This window comes from Winogradskyella marina, from assembly GCF_015645385.1.
Classification (GTDB): Bacteria; Bacteroidota; Bacteroidia; order Flavobacteriales; family Flavobacteriaceae; genus Winogradskyella; species Winogradskyella marina.
On record NZ_JADOET010000021.1, the window covers coordinates 1 to 20,016 of the forward strand.

The window sequence follows — 20,016 nt, forward strand, 5'->3', positions numbered from 1 at the left end:
TTACTTCCCGATACAATATTTAACTAACCCTATATCCATTGGTACTACTGCATTTGGGCAACAAATAGCATACAAAAAACATATAAAAAGAGAAGATTAGCAACAACTATTAATAAATAGAGCAACAAATATAGCATAAAAAAAACCGCTCGATTAGAGCGGTTTCCAAATAAAAACACCAAGCATTAATTAGCTGTACCAGAGCCTAAATAAATACTGTTTGATACTTGACTACCATCAGCAGTAATAAAAGCCATAAATAACTCTACTGTATCTCCTGCATAAGTTGTTGGGATTGGAACAATTTGAGAACCTACTGTTCTGTCCGCACCATCAAGTAAAGAAATAGATTCCTTTTTTGATGGATTATAAACCATCAACATTGCTTTGTCAGTAGTATTAGCGTTACCTTCGGCAGAGTTATCATCCCAACCAAAAGTTACTTCTCCAGCAGTTGCTAAATCAGACGTTGGGTTTAGCACACCAGATAAACCTCCACGACTTACTAAAGCATTTGGATAGTCAACTACAAAGTTAGGTTCAGTTCCCGTAATCGCATTATTCAACACATACGACATCGCAGCATTAAATTCTGTTTTCTTAACAGCTAACCCTTTATAGCCTAACTTAATAAAAGGCTTTACAGCCTGTAAAAATTCTAAAGTGGCAGTAAACTTGGTTCTTTGGTTTACTTGACCAACAGTTCTTGGATTGGCTACACTTGAAGGTTTAATTCTAATGTAATCAATTCCTTTCCAACTTCCACCGATAACGTTTCCAACTTTACCTGAAAGACCTCCTAAAATACCTTGAGCAATTTTACCCATAACATAAATAATTTAAATGAAACATAATTTTCTTCGGACTTGGTACGGACTTAACACGAAGTTGTACCTTCCGTTGAAATATAAGTCAAGTATTATGCAACTCTTTATATATGGATTTTGTTGCTTTAGATTGCTTCCTTTTGCATTTTAGAAAATACATTTTGAATATATGATACTTTTAAATCTGCCATTTTTGAAATGATACTGTTCAGTTCTGCTTCCTTTTTATTAATTGCTGAAACTACCCTAATATGCTTTTGTAATTGAGGGTTTTCATTTAACATTGATGAATAAGTTTTTTTAAGCATATTTCTACAATCATCTATTGAGATAAACGGAATAACACTACCTTTTAAATAGTAAGCATAAAAACCGCCTATTTGCAACATCATAGATAAGTGAAAAAGTGTGTGTTTTACCTCTTCTGTTGTAGTAGTGACGACGAAACAATTAGGACAAGGGTTTGTTAAGGGTTTTCCGCTGTTTAGTCCTTTGTTTAATATAAAAAAATGAGGGTTTGAGTAAGTTCTTCCGACTTGGTGTGTTTTTAGTTCAAAAGTTGACATAGCTATCCAATTTAAAATTGCTTCGCTACGCTTCGCGCCATTATTTTTTTTGAAAAGAAAAAAGACAGCTATAGTACTTGTGGCGTGGGTAAGGCTGTCAAGGTTTTTGGGTAAAAGTTTTTTGAGTTAAAAATGTTTAATTAAAAGAAAAGGGTATTGAAAAAAGTTTTATTCAAAACCCGTAGGGCTTGACCTTTATAGCCTTGTGCGGCTGGCAGAGGTAGCCACATATATTTGCTTCCTTTTTTTATTTTAATATTTCAAATTGTTTTAGTCTTGTTTCAAATGCTTTTAACTTTTCTGGGGAATTAGCACTTAAAAAAATAGGTTGCTGTACCTTATTGAGTGTTGGATGAAGCGTTTGTATGGGTAGCGTTTTAAATAGTTGTTTGATAAAACAGCATTTAAACAAGCTCCTTATACAGGACTTTTAGACAATAGCTTATTGCTTTTTTGAGGCACGATAAAAAGTAATGTGCTATGGCGTACTACAAAATATTGTAAACCTATTTTTTTATATCCTATTTCTTGGGTGGTGGGGAAAAGTGGACTTTAATATTTGTTAGTGAAATGAAACAAACAAAGACTTGAGGTAAGGAATACTTGGACTTAACGATGGTTTTGTGCAGTTGAATGAGATAACGAATATTATAATAAATTAACGTTACCCTTTGAATGTTCGACTGTTTAATGTTTGTTCAAAATGTGGTTAGAAGTTCGGATGTGAGCGTTGGATGAGCGGATATTTTACATAATAGCAGTTATAGCTACGAAAATATAATAAAACGCCGTAGGCAACCATTGAAAGAATTTTTGCTACTATAACTTCTATTATGTAACATAGCTTGGGATTGGTTTTGTGGCGTAATAATTGTTTGAGCGTTGGCAATGGCTCTTTGCTTTTTTATTGTACCAATTTTATAAAATAACGACGTTTAAATAAAACAAGCAATGTGCCATTATAGCTTTAGATACAAGTATTATGACATAAAACCAATTATGCATTGGCGTGCGGAACAACACAAAAGACAGAGGATTTTGAGGTACGAAAAAACTGGGTTTTGGGTTGTGGGGAATAAAAAAGAGCCTTCCGAAAAAGACTCTTTCATTTTTGTTTAATGGTCGTGATTTGAATGGTCATCACTTTTTTCTTCACCAGATTGATTCATCATCATTTCGTGGTCGTATTTACAACAACCTGGTAAACCATCATATGCTTCTTCATCACCTGCTACTTTTTCGGTATCATATCCTGAAGCTGCGATTGCTTTATGGATTGCCATTGCATCGGTTTTTGTATCATCAAAAGACACATCAATCTTCTTCTTATCGACATCCCAATTAGCACTTGCTACACCTTCAACACCGTTAGCTGCTTTTTCGATAGTGTTTTTACACATACCGCAATTTCCTCTTACACCAAAAGACAGGTCTGTCATTGCCATATCTTTTGACATTTCAGTAGTTGTGGTTTCTGTTTCTTTTTTGGTTTCGTTTTTACAACTTGTTAAACCTAATGCTGCTATTACAGCTACACTTAAAATTACTTTTTTCATTGTTTAAAAATTTAATTGTTATTATTCTATTACTTGTTTTACTTCTCCACAGGTTAGCATTGCTTCACCAAAATATGGGTTGATTACTTTTTCTTCTTTGCTCAACCAATATGCACCATTATTGTTATCTGCCATTGGACAAAATTCCACATAAACCTTTTCATTGACACCAAATAGTTGTACAGCATTGATTAGATGTGATGATAGATGTTTAAAATGGTCTCTTTGTGATTTTATATCGGACGTTTCAGAAATTGAAGTTGCAGAAGATTTTATTTCGCCTTCTAATGACATCCAATGGTTATGCGCCTTATTATCTGACAACAATTTCATATCTACTTTGTTCAATTTATTTAATAAAGTTGTTGCGTTTGCTGAAGTACTTATTGAATCTTCTTTTACTAAAGCATCTTTTAAATTGATATACGCATTGTAAACACTATTTAACTGTTGTTGAAATTTCTCTGATACTTCCAAACGCTCATTCATATTAGTGTGGTCACTTTCTTTGTTAGATGCATTGTTATCCATACCTAAATGACCTTCGTGTCCAGTCATTACTTTACCACCATCTTTATTCATCATAGACTTTTTGCCTTGTAATTGTGCTGCTGCATCAACCGTAAATGTTCCGTTAGTCACTATTTCATTTCCAACAAATAAACCTTCTACAACTTCATATTCATTACCAATTTGATTGCCTAATTTAATTTCACGCATTTCAAAAATAGGTTGGTCTGGATTTGTTTTAAGGTACACCACAGAACGTTCACCTGTCCATAATACAGAAGATGCAGGAATTGATAATACTTCATCATTTTTAGCTGTACTGCCTTCAATATTTGCGGTTACAAACATTCCTGGTTTAAATACATCGTCCTTATTGCTTAAAACAACACGTAAGGTTACAGTTCTTGTTTTCGTGTTTAAAACTGGGTCAATGAAATCAACTTTACCTTTAAACTCTTTATTAGGATAAGCATTGGTTGTTATCATCACTTCCTGTCCTTTTTTAAAGCGGTCAATCTGATTTTCATACACATCAAAGTTTCCCCAAACTGTGTTGAGATTGGCAATTTTTAATAAGGGTTGTCCTTGTTTGATGTAATCGCCTTGCTCTACCAATTTTTCTGTAACAGTACCCGAAACGGTTGCATAAACAGGAAAGTTTTCTTTTACTTTTCCTGTTTCTTCAATCTGGTTGATTTGATTTTCAGAGAGTTTCCATAATTTCAATTTATTACGGACTGCTTTGTATAAAGCAGGTTGAGATTTTTTTAAAGAAGCTGCTGTGATTAATTCTTGTTGTGCTGCATAGAGTTCTGGCGAATAAATGGTTGCCAATAATTGACCTTTACGAACTTCTTCGCCTGTAAAACTCACATTCAAACGTTCAATTCTTCCAGCGAAATAACTTACCTGTACTGCATTGGCTTCTTCGTTTTCAGCAATTTTACCAGATAGTTTTATGGTATTGCCTTCTGCATTGCCTTTACCCACAACGGTTGTTTGAATATTGGCTAATGCCATCGCATTTTCTGTTAGTTTGAACTGGTCTGCCATTAAGCCATCGCTTCCGCTTTCCGCAGGAATTAAATCCATACCACAAATAGGACAATCACCTGGTTCTGGTTGCATAATCTGTGGATGCATAGAACACGTCCACATTTGATTGGTTTCTGCAACCGCATTGTGATTATGGTCTATTTCTTCATTTGTCGAGCCACCAAAAAGCAACCAACCCAATAACACACCTACTACGAGTATGCCAATATATATGACTATTTTATTATTTTTCATTCTCTAATCGTTTTATCATTGCTTTCATTTCTTCTATTTCTTTACGTTGTGCTTTTATAATGTCTTCTGCTAATTTTTTAACTTCTGGGTCTTGAATATCTGCTCTCTCACTTGTTAAAATAGCGATAGAATGATGTGGTATCATTGCTTTCATCCAAAGGACATCACCAATAATGGGTGCTTGTGTTCTTACCAACCCTAATGCACCAACAAACAGAATGAAACTACTTGCGAGTATTGCGATATTCTTCTTTTTATCATTATACATTTTTCGCATAAAAAACCACATTATTACTGCCATTGTTGAAATTCCTAAACACGTCATATAGAATCGTGTTAGACTAAACCATACGTGGTCTATGGAATAGGTGTTTAAATACATCGTTATGTACATTGCTACAAATGAGCAAGCCAACATTATAAAGAAGGTTTTGTAATTTCCTTTGTTTGAGTGTTCTTTTGAATTTTCCATATTTTTTGATTTTATAGTTAAACTTTTTACTTACTTAATTTTAATATCCTGAATGCACCTTGTATCACCAATCCAAATACAATGATTCCTATAATTAAATCTGGAATACCAGAATGCAGCCAATTGACTAAAACGCCTGCTGTAATTACGCCAAGATTTATTATAATATCGTTAGAGGTAAAAATCATACTGGCACGCATATGTGCTTCTTGACTTTTAGATTTTTGTAAGAGGTACAAGCAAATGCCATTTGCAATCAAAGCAAATACTGAAACTATAATCATTGTTGAAAATACAGGTAAAGCTTCATAGCCTAAAAATCTACGTATTACCTCAACGATTCCGATAATTGCAAGTGTTATCTGAAAATAGCCTGCATATTTTGCAATCCGTTTCTTTTTTAAAACTGTACCACCAACCGCTATTAAACTCAATCCGTAAACAAATGAATCTGCCAACATATCTAAACTATCAGCAACTAATCCCATTGATTTTGAAATAAGTCCTGTACTCATTTCGATAATAAAAAATGCAAAATTGATGATTAGAACTGTCCACAACAGTTTGGATTGACTCCTTGTAGATTCAGTAATAATTGTGTCTGTATCTTCTGAACTGATTAAACTTTCATTTAATTTTAATTCATTTAAGGCATTACCAATTTCATTTACATTTGAATTATGATATAGTGTTAAGATTCTTTCTTCTAAATTAAAATCAAGTTGTTTGATACCATCTATATCAGATAGCTTCATCTTAATTAGATTTTCTTCAGAAGGACAATCCATTTTTGATATTTTGAAAACTGTTTTCTGCATATAATTAAATGTTTTTTGTTCTTAATCGTAATGCGTTACCTATTACCGAAACCGAACTAAAACTCATTGCTAAAGCTGCTATCATTGGCGAGAGTAGTATTCCGAAGAATGGAAACAACACACCTGCTGCAATAGGCACACCTAAAGTGTTGTAGATAAGTGCAAAAAATAGGTTTTGCTTAATGTTCTTCATTACAGCATTACTTAAATTTTTTGCTTTTACAATACCGTGTAAATCGCCTTTTACGAGTGTTATCATAGCACTTTCTATCGCTACGTCTGTTCCAGTTCCCATAGCAATACCGACATCACTTTTAGCCAATGCTGGTGCATCGTTAATACCATCACCTGCCATAGCAACTACTTTTCCGTTTTCTTGTAATTTTTCTACTTCTTTGAGTTTGTCCTCTGGTAACATACTGGCTTTAAAATCTGCAAGATTTAGTTCTGATGCTACTGCTTGTGCTGTATCGTGATTATCACCTGTAAGCATTATAACATCAATCCCTTTATATTGAAGTGCTTTAATGGCTTTAGCACTTGTTTCTTTTATCTTATCGCCTATAACTACATATCCAACGACGGTTTCATCTATTGACAAATAAGAAACTGTTTTACCCTGTTTTTGGTAAGATTTAGCTTCGTCTTTCATTGTCGATGTAACATCTGCTTTAGCATATTCCATCATTTTAGGATTACCTAATGTTACTTTTTTATCTTTTATTGTCGCTTCAACACCTTTTCCTGTAACAGCACTAAAATCTTCGGACTTTAAAATTTCTGCGTTGTGTTCTTTGCCATATTTAACTGTCGCTTCTGCCAAAGGATGTTCGCTATTTGTATTTAATGACACGATGTATTGTAACACTTCTTTTTCGCTTAAAGCATCATTAAAAGCTCCAACGGTTTCAACTGTTGGTTTTCCTTCGGTAATTGTTCCTGTCTTGTCAACGATAAGCGTATTTACCTTATCCATTTTTTCAAGAGCTTCAGCATTTTTAATCAATACACCATTTTGAGCACCTTTACCCACACCAACCATTACAGACATTGGTGTTGCTAAACCTAAAGCACAAGGACAAGCAATGATTAGTACTGCAATTGCATTGACAAACGCATACACATAAACTGGTTCTGGTCCCCAAATAGACCATACAATAAATGTGATAATAGAAATAAGAACTACAACTGGCACAAAATAGCCTGAAACTTTATCTGCTAAATTTTGAATAGGTGCACGACTTCTACTGGCATCATTAACCATATGAATGATTTGTGATAATAAAGTGTCACTTCCTACCTTTTCTGCTTTCATTAAAAAGGATTGATTCCCATTAATGGTTCCGCTACTGACTTTATCTTCTTGAGATTTGTTTACAGGAATAGGTTCTCCTGTAATCATAGATTCATCAATAGTTGTTTCGCCTTCAGTTATCACACCATCCACAGGAATTTTATCTCCTGGTTTCACTTTTAGAATATCATTAAGTTCTATCTCGTCAATACTGACTTCAACTTCTTCTCCATCTATTATTTTTATAGCTTTATTAGGTGCTAACTTTAATAATTCTTTTACTGCAGAATTGGTTTTACTATGTGCACGAGCTTCTAACAATTGACCTAAAAGTACCAAAGTTAGAATTACCGTTGCTGCTTCAAAGTAGACGTGTACAGCACCTGATTCGGTTTTAAATTGTTCTGGAAATACATCTGGAAACAACATACCGAAAACGCTAAATAGCCAAGCCACACCTGCACCGATTCCAATGAGTGTAAACATATTGAGATTCCACGTTTTAATACTTTTATAAGCACGTTCAAAGAACATCCAAGTGGCATAAAACACTACTGGAATTGATAATGCAAACTGAATCCAGTTCCAATATTTCTGTTCCATTATATCGTACAACGGATTGTTATTGAGCATTTCGCTCATAGCCATTAAGAAAATGGGCAAGGTAAATGCTGTAGCAATCCAAAATTTCTTTAATAGCTTTTTATACGTTTTTTCTTCTGCTGAACTATCTGCTTCCATTGGCACTAAATCCATCCCACAAATAGGACACGAACCTGCTTCGTCTTTGACAATTTCTGGATGCATCGGACACGTCCATTGTTCCTTTGAAGTTGCTGATAGATTTTGTTCTTCCACCAAATCCATTCCGCAAACAGGACAATCACCTGGTTTGTTATAGATTTTATCGCCTTCGCAATGCATAGGACAATAAAATGTGCCTGTGCCTTTCCCTTTTTGTTGCTTTTCCTTTTTACCTTTGGTATGATGATGATGATGTTCACCTTGATTATGGATAGTGTATCTATCACTATCTTTTTTTAAGGCTTCTTGAAATGTTTCTATAGGTATGTGTGATTCCATTTCTATGGTAGCTTCTGCCTTTTCTAAATCGACTGTTGCTTTTGAAACACCTTCTACTTTAGAGAGCGTTTCTTCTACGTGACTGCGACAACCGTTGCAAGTCATTCCGTGTATGTGATATGTGTGTTTCATTGTTATAATTTTATTTAAAATCTAATTGAAAGTCCACCACCCCAACCATATCGGTTGTTATAATTCCCTTGAATTGAAAAATTTCGAGATAAGATGTACGATGCTCCAATTAACCATTGAGTTTCACCTTCATAAGATTTGTTGTTTTCTAACTCATTAACCCATCCAAAATCTGCTCTGTACTCGTATTCTCCTTCGAGAAAAATTCTAGGAAAAATCAATAGTTCTCTGTCCAAACGTATTCTTGGGCGCAATTGATGGTCCATACTCACATCGACATTAAATCTGTAAGGCGTGAAATATTTAACTCCAACCAATCCCACAGTATTGAATGTATCATAAGAATCTGGTGTTGAAGTTTCAGTATTTACGCCTGCATACACGCGTACCCAATCATTGAGGTAGCGATTATAATTTACTTCTATTTCGGCATTTTGGTTATAATCAAACTCGGCACGTAGTCCAAATTCGTTGCGGATGTTGCTCGACATCAATAAAAGTTCATTAAAGTTTGAACCTACACGTGCAGCTCCCCACGAATAGTAATGGTCTGTCTCGTCAATTAGGTTTTGTACTGGATAAGGTTTCATCCTTTCATCGCGTGGTGTATCATAGCTAAATACTCTTGCCATACCACCCATCATATGATATAACACGTGACAATGAAAGAACCAATCACCATATTCTTCGTTATAAAATTCGATGACCACTTTTTGCATAGGTGGTACATTGACGGTATGTTTTAATGGGGAACGTTCGCCATTTTCATTGATGACCCTAAAGTAATGTCCGTGTAAGTGCATTGGATGATGCATCATTGTTAGGTTATTCAAAGTAATTCTAGTAACCTCTCCACCTTTAATTTTAATTTTGTCTGTTTCCGAAAGTGGTATGCCATTCAAACTCCAAACATAACGTTGCATATTACCTGTTAGATTAAGTAAAAGGTCGGTTACAGGTATGTCTGCCTTATAAGTCGTGTTTTCTTTTGCCTTTAAAAAATCATAATTGAAATAGGTTTTACGTGTGTCATAATTAAATGAAGTGGTGTCCTTTTGCATCATCTTATGATTCATTGGCATCACATCCTTTTTCATTTCCATATTCATTTCATTCTCCATCTGTCCATCTTTCATATCCATATTCATCTTCATCCCATATTTCTGCATTAGGACTTCTGGTGTGTTACTGTTTTTATTTCCTACTAAAGCAGGTGCACCCATCTTCATATCCATTGTTGCCATTTGCTTCATCATAGCCACTTTATCTGGTCTGTCTATTACAGTAGCTGGATACAATTTTCCGCTACCCAAACGGATTGAGGTGTTGCCAGAACCATCTTGGGCTGTTGCTGTAATCTCTAATGTACCTTCTGGAATGGTTACAATCACATCATAGGTTTCGGCAATTGCAAAAAGAAATCGGTTTTTATATTTTGGTGTTACATCCACACCATCACTCGCTACAATCATCGGGTTACCACCACCAAAATCCAGCCAATAATAAGATGAAGCAGATGCATTAATAAAACGTAGTCGTACTTTTTCACCTGCTTTAAACTCTGGATATTCTGCAACTTTTTTACCATTGGCTAAAAACGCAGGATAGTAGATATCTGCAATATCTGCACCTTCCATTCTATCGCGCCAAAATTTGAATTGTGCGCCTAATGCATCTTCTTTTATAACTCTGCTTAATGGTACCGCTGTTCCTTTTTTAACCTGATACCACTCATTTCCTCGTTTAAGGTTTCGCAGTACATTTATTGGTTTTTCATTTGTCCAATCGGAAAGGACTACGACTAAATCCTTATCATAGTCCAAGGTCTTTTCTTTAGGATGAATGACTATTGAGCCATAAACTCCTTTTTGCTCTTGCAACATCGTGTGGGAATGATACCAATATGTGCCAGATTGGTTTATAGGTATTCTATATTGAAATGTAGTGTTTGGTTTTATAGGTGGCGTAGTTAAATAAGGTACACCATCATAAAAATTAGGAAGTATTAAACCGTGCCAATGTACAGAGGTTTCTTCATCCATTTTATTGGTTACGTTAATAATAGCGAGGTCACCTTCATTAAATTCTAATGTAGGACCTGGAATTCCACCATTAATTGTCATTCCTTTGGCGGTTACACCTGAAAGAGTTATTTCATTTTCTTCTATAGTAAGGTTATACTCTTGTATGTTTCGGCCTTCTTCTTTTCTATCTTGACCATTTGTACCAACTTGGGCAAATGCCATTGAAGTTAGAAACAAGAGAAATATTGTGTTAAATGTTTTCATTGTTTACTGAATTAAATAATTAATGATTGTACTTTGCACATAGTAGGTCTTCACAGATTCTATTTGGTTCATTTGAAACTTTAGCTGCAACTCTTGAATATCCAAAACATCATTAAAATCAATCGTTCCTGTTTCATAGCTTTTGATTAAAATGTCTTCTGCATCTTTGGCTTGCTGTAGGTTTTTGGTTTGGGTAGCATAACTTATTCTTGCAGAAATGCGTTCGTTATTCGCTTTGTCTAAAAGCGTTTCCAATGCATTTAAACGTTCCTGTTTTTGAGCAGTAATTTCCTGCTGTTGCAAATCATTTTGTTTGGTTTGGGATTTATATTTCTTATTGAAAATTGGGATAGATACCGAAACCATTGGCATTACAATATCCTTTCCGTTATCGCTGAAATCCATATTTGGTCTTTCAGCAACATTGATATAATCTAATCCAAAACCAATCATCGGACTGCTTTCTTTTTGATTCAATAATTCTGATTGCTCTATGGATTGATAGAGTTTATCATATTTTAGTAATTCAGGATGTAATACTAATTTTTCAAAAGTAATATCAAAGTCTTCTGAAGGTATCATTAAACTATCTACCACATTCACGGTAACATCATTATCTCTATTCAATAGATTATTGAAGTTAGTTTGTTCTGCTAAAAACTGTTGTTGCAATACATCTTTTAATTGTTGCATTTCGTTCTGACGCATTTGCAATCGCAACACATCTACTGCGGATGCTTTACCAACCTCTACAGAAGTTAATGCCAACGTTTCATAAGTTTCTAATAGTTTGATGTTTTCAGTTAAAACCTTTTGCTTTGCTTTGTTAGCGTATAGATTATAATAGGATTGTGATACCGAAGCCATTAGTTTTCGCTTTGCGATGACAATGTCTTCGTATTTAGCATCTGCCAATGAACTCACGTAATTTTCTCTCGAAGTAATCGTCCCAAACCACGGTAACATTTGTTTAGCCGATACTTTAAAGCGTTGTGCACCTGTTCGTGTTTCTGGCTCACTCACAAAATAACCAACTCCAAATTCGGTATTAGGAATAGTATTAACCTCATTTACTTTTTCAGAAGCTCTTTTGTATTGTAACTCAAACTTTTGAATCTCTGGGTTGTTCGCTACTGCTTCATTGATTAACGTTTCTAATTGCTGTGCATTTGCAAAGAGACTCAAGAATAACGAACAAAGAATAAAGACTGTTTTTATGTGTGATTTTATCTGTTTCATTTTACAGTTCTTTTAAGTTGAAATTCGGCTTTCCAGCTATATAATACTGGAACTACAAATAAGGTTATTAAGGCTATAAGCATTCCACCAAAACTTGGTATTGCCATAGGTATCATTATATCGCTTCCTCGACCTGTAGAGGTTAATACTGGTAATAATGCTAAAATGGTTGTAGCTGTAGTCATTAAACACGGTCTGATTCGTTTTTCACCTGCTTCAACAACTGATGCTCTAATTTCCTTTTTATTATCTGGTGTGTTTCTATCGAATGTTTGGGTTAAATAAGTTGCCATTACTACACCATCATCGGTTGCTATACCGAATAGTGCAATAAACCCTACCCAGACTGCAACACTTAAATTAATTGGGTGTATTTGGAATAAATCACGTAGATTTTCGCCAAAGAAATTAAAGTTTAAAAACCATCCTTGACCATACAACCAAATCATAATAAAACCACCTGCAAATGCTACTGCAATACCTGTAAATACCATTAATGACGTACCTACAGAACGGAATTGGAAATACAGAATTAAGAAAATAATTGCTAATGCTAAAGGCACAACAACCGACAAGGTTTTTTCGGCTCGCAACTGATTTTCGTATGTTCCTGTAAATTGGTAGTTAATACCTTTTGGAACTACTAATTCGCCACTATCTATCTTTTGCTGAATTAGAGCTTGTGCGCTTTCAACTACATTGACTTCGGCAAAACCATCTAGTTTATCGAACAATACATAGCCAACTAAAAAGGTATCTTCACTTTTAATGACCTGTGGACCTTGTTCGTAACTTATAGTTGCCAATTCGCTTAAAGGCACAAGACTTCCTTTTTCAACTGGCACATAAATCTGTTGTAAGTCTGTTGGGTTTGCTCGTAATTCTCTTGGGTATCGTACTCGTACACCATATCGCTCTCGACCTTCTACCGTTTGGGTTAAGACCATACCACCAACTGCTACTTTTAATACATCTTGAACATCTTGTATCGAAATGCCATAACGTGCAATTTTCTCTCTATCAATATCAATTAACAAATAGGGTTTACCAACAATACGGTCTGCAAAAACAGCTTCTTTTTTAACACCTTCAGCTTCCTTGATGATGTTTTCTAATTGCACACCAAACGCTTCAATCTGCTTTAAGTCTTGACCTTTTACTTTAATTCCCATAGGTGCTCTCATTCCTGTTTGAAGCATTACTAATCGGGTTTCAATAGGTTGTAGTTTGGGTGCTGAAGTAACACCTGGCAATTTGGTAACTCTTACGATTTCATTCCAAATATCGTCTGGTGACTGTATTTCTGGTCGCCAATTACGGTAGAACTCGCCATCATCGTCTGGAATGAGTTGAGACCTTTCGACTGCGCTCAAGGTGACATTTTCAATAGCATTTAGATTTGCGATGAATCGTCCATCTTTCAATTCATACATACCATCATCATTGACTTTGTAGCGTTGGCGTTGTCCGTTTTCATTCAGCATATACTCTGGTTTGTACTGAATGATATTTTCATACATTGAAAGTGGTGCTGGGTCTAAAGCTGATTCTGTTCTTCCTGCCTTACCTACTACGGTTTCAATCTCTGGAATACTGGCTACTGCCATATCCAATTGCTGTAAAACACGTTTATTTTCTTCCACGCCAGAATGAGGCATCGAGGTTGGCATTAGTAAAAATGAGCCTTCATTTAAAGATGGCATAAACTCTTTACCTGTGTTTTTCATAATGAAAAATCCTGCAATAACAATAGCAGTTGGAACAGACAAAAAGAGCAACTTATTATCTAAACACCACTTTAAAATGCGTGTGTAATATTTGATGAATAATGAGAAAACACCCAATAAACCAAAGCAAATAACACTCACAAAAATGAGATTCCAAAAAATGCTTTTATCAACGCCTAATGGCCTCCAATATTCAGCTAACAGAAATACTATTGCAGTTGTACATATTATGATATTAATTAAGTTGGATTGTTTTTCTGTTATTTTATTTTGAGTACTTAACAATGCTGTGATACCAAAAGCTATCAATATTAATCCTAACCAATAACCATAGATTATTGCTATTATCCCTAATACTATTAAAACGCCATTTAAAGCATATTTAAAATGCGTTTTTATGCTTTTCTTTCTGAATAAAAACGCTGCAAAAGGTGGAATTAAAAACAATGCTACAATTATTGAAGCTGTTAATGCAAAGGTTTTTGTGAATGCTAATGGTCTGAACAATTTACCTTCAGCGCCAATCATTGTAAATACAGGAATGAAACTTATAATTGTAGTCATTACTGCGGTTACGATTGCACCAGAAACTTCGGCTGTTGCGTTGTAAACTACTGTATTAATGGATTGTGTTCCATCATCTTCATCTAAATGCCGAATGATATTTTCTGATAGTATAACACCAACATCGACCATTGTTCCGATAGCAATTGCAATACCAGATAATGCGACAATATTAGCATCGACGCCAAAGAGTTTCATCGCAATAAATACCATTAAGACTGCAACTGGTAATAATCCTGAAATCAAGACAGAAGCTCGAAGATTAAACACCATAATGATTATAACCAAAATGGTAATCAATATTTCAAGAGTTAAGGCTTCATTGAGTGTACCTAAAGTTTCTTGTATCAATTCTGTTCTGTCATAAAAAGGCACTATGGTAACTTGTGATGTTCTTCCATCTGCCAAAACTTTTGAAGGTAATCCTGCACTTAATTCATTAATTTTTTCCTTTACGTTATTAATGACTTCCATTGGGTTTGCTCCATAACGAGCCACCACAACAGCACCAACAACTTCAGCACCTTCTTTATCCAATAAACCTCGTCTTGTTGCTGGACCTAATGAAACTTTTCCAATGTCTTTAATTTTTATTGAAGTGAAATTTTCAGAATCAACTACAGCATTTTCAATATCTGCAATGGATTTTACATACCCCAAACCACGAACTAAATATTCAGCTTGGTTAATTTCCAAGGTTTGTGCGCCAATATCCTTATTACTTTCTTTTACAGCTTTAACAATATGATGTAACCCAATGTTATATTGACGCATTAGTTCTGGGTTTACATCCACTTGGTACTCTTGAACATAACCACCAATTGATGCAACTTCAGAAACACCGCTTGCAGAGGACAAGGCATATTTAACATAGTAATCTTGAATACTACGTAATTCGTGTAAATCCCAACCACCTGTTACATTACCGTTCTCATCACGACCTTCAAGTGTGTACCAAAATATTTGTCCTAATCCTGTGGCATCTGGACCTAACGCTGGATTAACACCTTCGGGTAATAAACCACTTGGTAAGGAATTAAGTTTTTCGAGAATACGACTTCTGCTCCAGTAAAATTCTATATCCTCTTCAAAAATGATATAGATGCTTGAAAACCCAAACATAGAGGAACTACGAATGGTTTTCACTCCAGGAATACCCAATAATGATGTGGTTAATGGATAGGTTATTTGGTCTTCTATATCTTGAGGGGAACGACCATCCCACTTGGTAAATACGATTTGTTGATTTTCACCTATATCGGGAATAGCATCTACTGCTACAGGGTTACTTGGCAAAAATCCTGTATCCCAATTAAAAGGTGCGTTTACTGTTCCCCAACCCACGAAAAGGACGAGTAGAAGTACTGCAACGAGTTTATTCTCGATAAGAAATTTAATTGCTTTATTAAGCATAGTGTTTGATAATTAAACAGTTATATACAATTTTATTTAGATGTATTACAAAAGAAGAACACAACAAAACGAGCCCAAAACGGAAAAACCGTAGGGCTAAAAAATCACTGTCTAAAAAATCAAATTAAATAAGTCTCGTCAATCTTGAAGATTTGTTTGACGACGAGTGGCGGTTTGTACTCTTCGTAAGAAGATACATTTTTATCTAAACCTTCAAAAAGGTTGATGTAAGTATATATAAATGAAGCTACAAATTGTTGTTGTTCAAAAGTAAGTTTGTCAAAATTTAGTTTTAATTCATCTTGACCATCAATGACTAACTGTTTGTCATTACAACAATTTTTCTTGGTTATAGAGCAACCTTCTGTAGAAGGTTTTTCCATTTCCATTCCGCAACCTTTTGCTTTATTGAATATAGCAGTTTCCACTAATGTATCGCCACAATAATGCATATTCACAGTAAATGACATTGTAGAGCATAACACTACAAAAGCCATTGCTAAAGACATTATTTTATGGAAAAATTGCTTCATATCTATTTGCAAAGGTATAAAATTTTAACAACTATTGATTTTGTTTAACAGAAGTTTAATTGACTAATCTGCTTAATCCCAAGTCATTTTCTGCAAGCGAACCGCATTCAATATTGCTAACAATGCTACACCTACATCTGCAAAAACTGCTTCCCACATTGTGGCTAAACCACCTGCTCCTAAAATCAAAACAATAACTTTAACACCAAAAGCTAAAATTATATTTTGCCAAACAATTTTTCTTGTAGAACGACTTATTTTAATGGCTCTAACTACTTTTGAAGGCTGGTCGGTTTGAATGATAACGTCTGCTGTTTCAATAGCTACATCACTACCTAAACCACCCATTGCAATACCAACGTTACTCGCTGCTAAAACTGGTGCATCGTTGATGCCATCGCCAATAAAGGCTATTTTGTTTTCTGGGTTTTTCTTTAATGTTTCAACTTCATTCAATTTATCTTCTGGTAATAATCCACCTTTAGCACTTTTAATATTTAACTCTTTAGCGACTTGTTGAGTAATGGAATCTTTATCACCTGAAAGCATCATAATATTTTTAATGCCTACTTTTTGTAAATTAACAATTGTTTCTTTGGCATCTTCTTTCAATTCATCTGCAATGACCACGTACCCTGCAAATTGATTATCAATTGCAACTAATACAATAGATTCTACAATAGATACCGTTTCCGATGGAACATTAATGTTATTCGTAGTCATTAAGGCTTTATTACCTACTAAAACTGTTTTACCATTTACAATGCCTTTTAATCCTTTACCTGCAATTTCAGAAACGTCTTGTGCTTCAAAATCTTCTCCTTCTGCTTTATAATCTAAAATTGCTTTAGCGATTGGATGAGTAGATTGTTCTTCCATTGCCATTAGGTATTTCATAAATTCGGCTTCTTCCCAACCAATTGCTTTAACCTCTTTTATTTTGAATACACCTTTGGTAACGGTTCCTGTTTTGTCCATCACCAATGTATTTATCTTGGTCATTGCGTCGAGAAACGATGCACCTTTGAACAATATTCCATTTTTTGAAGCTGCTCCCAATCCACCGAAATAACCTAATGGAATTGAAATCACTAACGCACAAGGACAAGATATTACCAAGAAAATTAAGGCTCTATATAACCAATCTCTAAACACATAATCATCTACAAAAAAGTAAGGAATGAATGTTACACCTATAGCTAAAAACACCACTATTGGTGTATATATACGTGCAAACTGTCTGATAAATAATTCTGTTTTAGATTTACGTGCTGTTGCATTTTGAACCAAATCTAATATTCTGGCAATAGAACTATCTTCAAATTTGTTGGTTACTTCAACTTCAATAACACTTTCTAAATTAATACTGCCTGCGTAAACTTTTGCTTCTTTCTGTATGGAATCAGGTTTACTCTCGCCTGTTAAAGCTGCGGTATTTAATGATGCTTTTTCAGATAATAAAACACCATCCAATGGAATCTTTTCACCAACACGAATTTGAATTTTCTCTCCAATGTTTACATCTTCTGGCGAAACACTTTTATAATCACCTTCACGAAACACATTGGCTTCTTTCGGTCTAACATCCAATAATGCTTTTATATTTCCTTTTGCTCTATTGACTGCTGCATTTTGAAATAATTCGCCAACTGCATAAAATAACATTACCGCAACACCTTCGGGATATTCGCCAATGATAAATGCTCCAATTGTAGCGATTGACATTAAGAAAAATTCTGTGAAAACATCGCCTTTTGTAATACTTTTCCATCCTTCTTTTACCACAGGAAAACCAACAGGAATATAGGCTATGCCATACCAAATAATTCTTATCCAGTCTTTAAAGAATGTAACATTAAAATAATCTAAAGCAATACCAGCAATGAGCATTGTAAAACTTACTATTGCTGGAATGTATGCTTTAAAATTGTTCGGTTCACTTCCGTGATTATGTCCATCATCGTGACTATGTTCATTTTCTGAATGTGCCTTTAGGTCTTTTAAATTTAGTTTCTTTTTTTTCATTGATTCTTAAATTTATTTCAAAGATGCCTTAAAATCAACTGCAATGGAAGTGCATTTTTAGCTACTACATTTATCACAAATACCTTTTACAACCAAGTTGACGTTTTCAGACACAAAACCATCTGGTACTTTTATTTGAGGGATTTTATGGTCTGTTAAGCAAATAGTTTTATTGCAATTAATACAATGGAAATGCAAGTGTAAATCGGTTTCAATTTCACAATTACATCCTTTTTCACAGAGCGCATATTTTGTAATTCCCGTACCATCATCTATTTGATGGACTATTCCTTTATCTTCAAATGTTTTTACAGTTCTGTATAAAGTCGTTCTATCTGCCTTTTCAAAAGCATTTTCAATATCACTTAAAGTAACAGCGACCTCTTTTTCTGCAAGAAACTTATATATAAGCAAACGCATTGCTGTTATGCGAATATCTTTTGACTCTAATACTTCTTCTATTGTGTTCATAATTAATGTGCGTGTTCTGCTTCCCCTTTTTTCATTTCTGCGTTAAGGTAATACGCATTATTATATGCGAATTGCGTGTTAATTTCCACGTTTTCAACGAATTGAATTGAAACCCAAAGACCATCTTTAGTGCCTATAACTACTTCGATAGGTTTAAAGCTCCAATCGTCATTTTCTTTTTCTACTGAAAACACATAATATCTATCGCCTTCTTTTATAACGGCACTTTCTGGTAATGCTTTTGTTTCTGTATTTTCAACTTGAATTTTACCTTGAATATACATTCCAGGAATTAAATTGCCTTTTTTGTTTTCTATTTCTGCGTGTACGTGAACTGCTTTTGGATTGTCCTCAAACGTTTTGCTAACAGAATAAATTTCTGCGGTAAGTTCTGTATTTGGAATTGATTGTACTGTAAAGTTTACTTTTTGACCTTTCTGTACTTTATATACATCTTTTTCAAAAACCATTAAATCTGCGTGAACGTGATGCGTATTTACAATTTCAAATAATTCGGTTTGAGGTTCTACATATTGTCCTGTTTTTACTTCAACTTTTTGCACAAAACCCTCTATTGGACTTCGCAAGGCAATACGTTGTGCAATTGTGCCATTACGAACAGAAGAGGTATTGATATTTAATATTTTTAATTGTGCTTCGAGACCATTTACCATTGCTATTGAGGCATCATATTCTGCTTCTGCCTTTTGAAAATTAGCACCAGAACCTACACCTGCTTCATATAACTTTTGTTGACGTTCATAATTCTTTTTCAAAAAATTACTATTACTATAAGCGTTTAAGTAATCGGTTTGCGCTTGTATAATATTTGGATGTGATAGATAAGCCACTACTTGACCTTTATTGACTTTATCTCCTTCAATAACTTCAATTGAAACGACATTTGCACCAACAACTGTAGTTATGGCTGCTTCGTTTTGTGGTGGTACTTCTAACGTTCCATTTGCTTCTACATAACCACTCATATTGCGCAATGCAAGTGTATCGATTTTCATTTTTAACGCATCGAATTGTTGTTGTGAAAGCATTACTTCTTCGCTTTCATTATTTGCTTCATTAACTTCTGTGTTTTGTTCTTCATCGTGGGAATGACCATCATTTTCGTTATGGCTTTCTTTATTTCCGCAAGCTGACACAAAAATGGTTAACACCATTACGATAAGGATTTTATATGTTTTACTTTTCAT

14 protein-coding genes are annotated in these 20,016 nt (G+C 34.5%); all 14 read right to left on the bottom strand.

Annotated elements, in window-relative coordinates; all coding sequences use genetic code 11:
* Positions 1-185 precede the first annotated feature (185 nt).
* Positions 186-827, bottom strand: coding sequence for a DUF6266 family protein (locus tag ITJ86_RS16120; RefSeq protein ID WP_195872691.1), 642 nt, complete (start codon positions 825-827; stop codon positions 186-188).
* A gap of 125 nt (positions 828-952) precedes the next feature.
* Positions 953-1,393 carry a DUF6943 family protein gene (locus ITJ86_RS16125; protein WP_195872692.1) on the bottom strand — a complete coding sequence of 147 codons (441 nt, stop codon included), beginning with the start codon at positions 1,391-1,393 and terminating at the stop codon, positions 953-955.
* Between the two features lie 1,115 nt (positions 1,394-2,508).
* The gene (locus ITJ86_RS16130) at positions 2,509-2,949 is read right to left on the bottom strand and encodes a heavy-metal-associated domain-containing protein (protein ID WP_138434447.1); all 441 of its coding nucleotides are present in this window, start codon (positions 2,947-2,949) and stop codon (positions 2,509-2,511) included.
* 21 nt (positions 2,950-2,970) lie between these two features.
* On the bottom strand, positions 2,971-4,749 hold the full coding sequence (locus ITJ86_RS16135; protein WP_195872693.1) for an efflux RND transporter periplasmic adaptor subunit: 1,779 nt from the start codon (positions 4,747-4,749) through the stop codon (positions 2,971-2,973).
* A complete protein-coding gene (locus ITJ86_RS16140) occupies positions 4,739-5,221 on the bottom strand; it encodes a DUF305 domain-containing protein (protein WP_036122983.1) in 483 nt (160 codons plus the stop codon). The genes ITJ86_RS16135 and ITJ86_RS16140 overlap by 11 nt, the downstream gene beginning before the upstream one ends.
* Before the next feature lie 26 nt (positions 5,222-5,247).
* Positions 5,248-6,039 (bottom strand): cation transporter, encoded by a 792-nt coding sequence (locus ITJ86_RS16145; RefSeq protein ID WP_027879802.1) that lies wholly within the window; start codon positions 6,037-6,039, stop codon positions 5,248-5,250.
* A 4-nt stretch (positions 6,040-6,043) separates the two neighbouring features.
* On the bottom strand, positions 6,044-8,548 hold the full coding sequence (locus ITJ86_RS16150; RefSeq protein WP_195872694.1) for a heavy metal translocating P-type ATPase: 2,505 nt from the start codon (positions 8,546-8,548) through the stop codon (positions 6,044-6,046).
* A 14-nt stretch (positions 8,549-8,562) separates the two neighbouring features.
* Positions 8,563-10,836, bottom strand: a complete 2,274-nt coding sequence (locus tag ITJ86_RS16155; protein WP_121053066.1) for a multicopper oxidase domain-containing protein — start codon at positions 10,834-10,836, stop codon at positions 8,563-8,565.
* Positions 10,837-10,839: 3 nt separating this feature from the next.
* On the bottom strand, positions 10,840-12,075 hold the full coding sequence (locus ITJ86_RS16160) for a TolC family protein (RefSeq protein ID WP_195872695.1): 1,236 nt from the start codon (positions 12,073-12,075) through the stop codon (positions 10,840-10,842).
* Entirely contained in the window at positions 12,072-15,779 is a 3,708-nt protein-coding gene (locus tag ITJ86_RS16165) for an efflux RND transporter permease subunit (RefSeq protein WP_195872696.1), read from the bottom strand. The genes ITJ86_RS16160 and ITJ86_RS16165 overlap by 4 nt, the downstream gene beginning before the upstream one ends.
* 119 nt (positions 15,780-15,898) lie before the next feature.
* Complete coding sequence (locus ITJ86_RS16170) at positions 15,899-16,312, bottom strand: HYC_CC_PP family protein (protein WP_195872697.1); 414 nt, start codon at positions 16,310-16,312, stop codon at positions 15,899-15,901.
* A 72-nt stretch (positions 16,313-16,384) separates the two neighbouring features.
* Complete coding sequence (locus tag ITJ86_RS16175) at positions 16,385-18,337, bottom strand: heavy metal translocating P-type ATPase (RefSeq protein WP_195872698.1); 1,953 nt, start codon at positions 18,335-18,337, stop codon at positions 16,385-16,387.
* 57 nt (positions 18,338-18,394) lie between these two features.
* Complete coding sequence (locus ITJ86_RS16180; protein WP_195872699.1) at positions 18,395-18,808, bottom strand: Fur family transcriptional regulator; 414 nt, start codon at positions 18,806-18,808, stop codon at positions 18,395-18,397.
* Positions 18,809-18,810: 2 nt separating this feature from the next.
* On the bottom strand, positions 18,811-20,016 hold the full coding sequence (locus tag ITJ86_RS16185; protein WP_195872700.1) for an efflux RND transporter periplasmic adaptor subunit: 1,206 nt from the start codon (positions 20,014-20,016) through the stop codon (positions 18,811-18,813).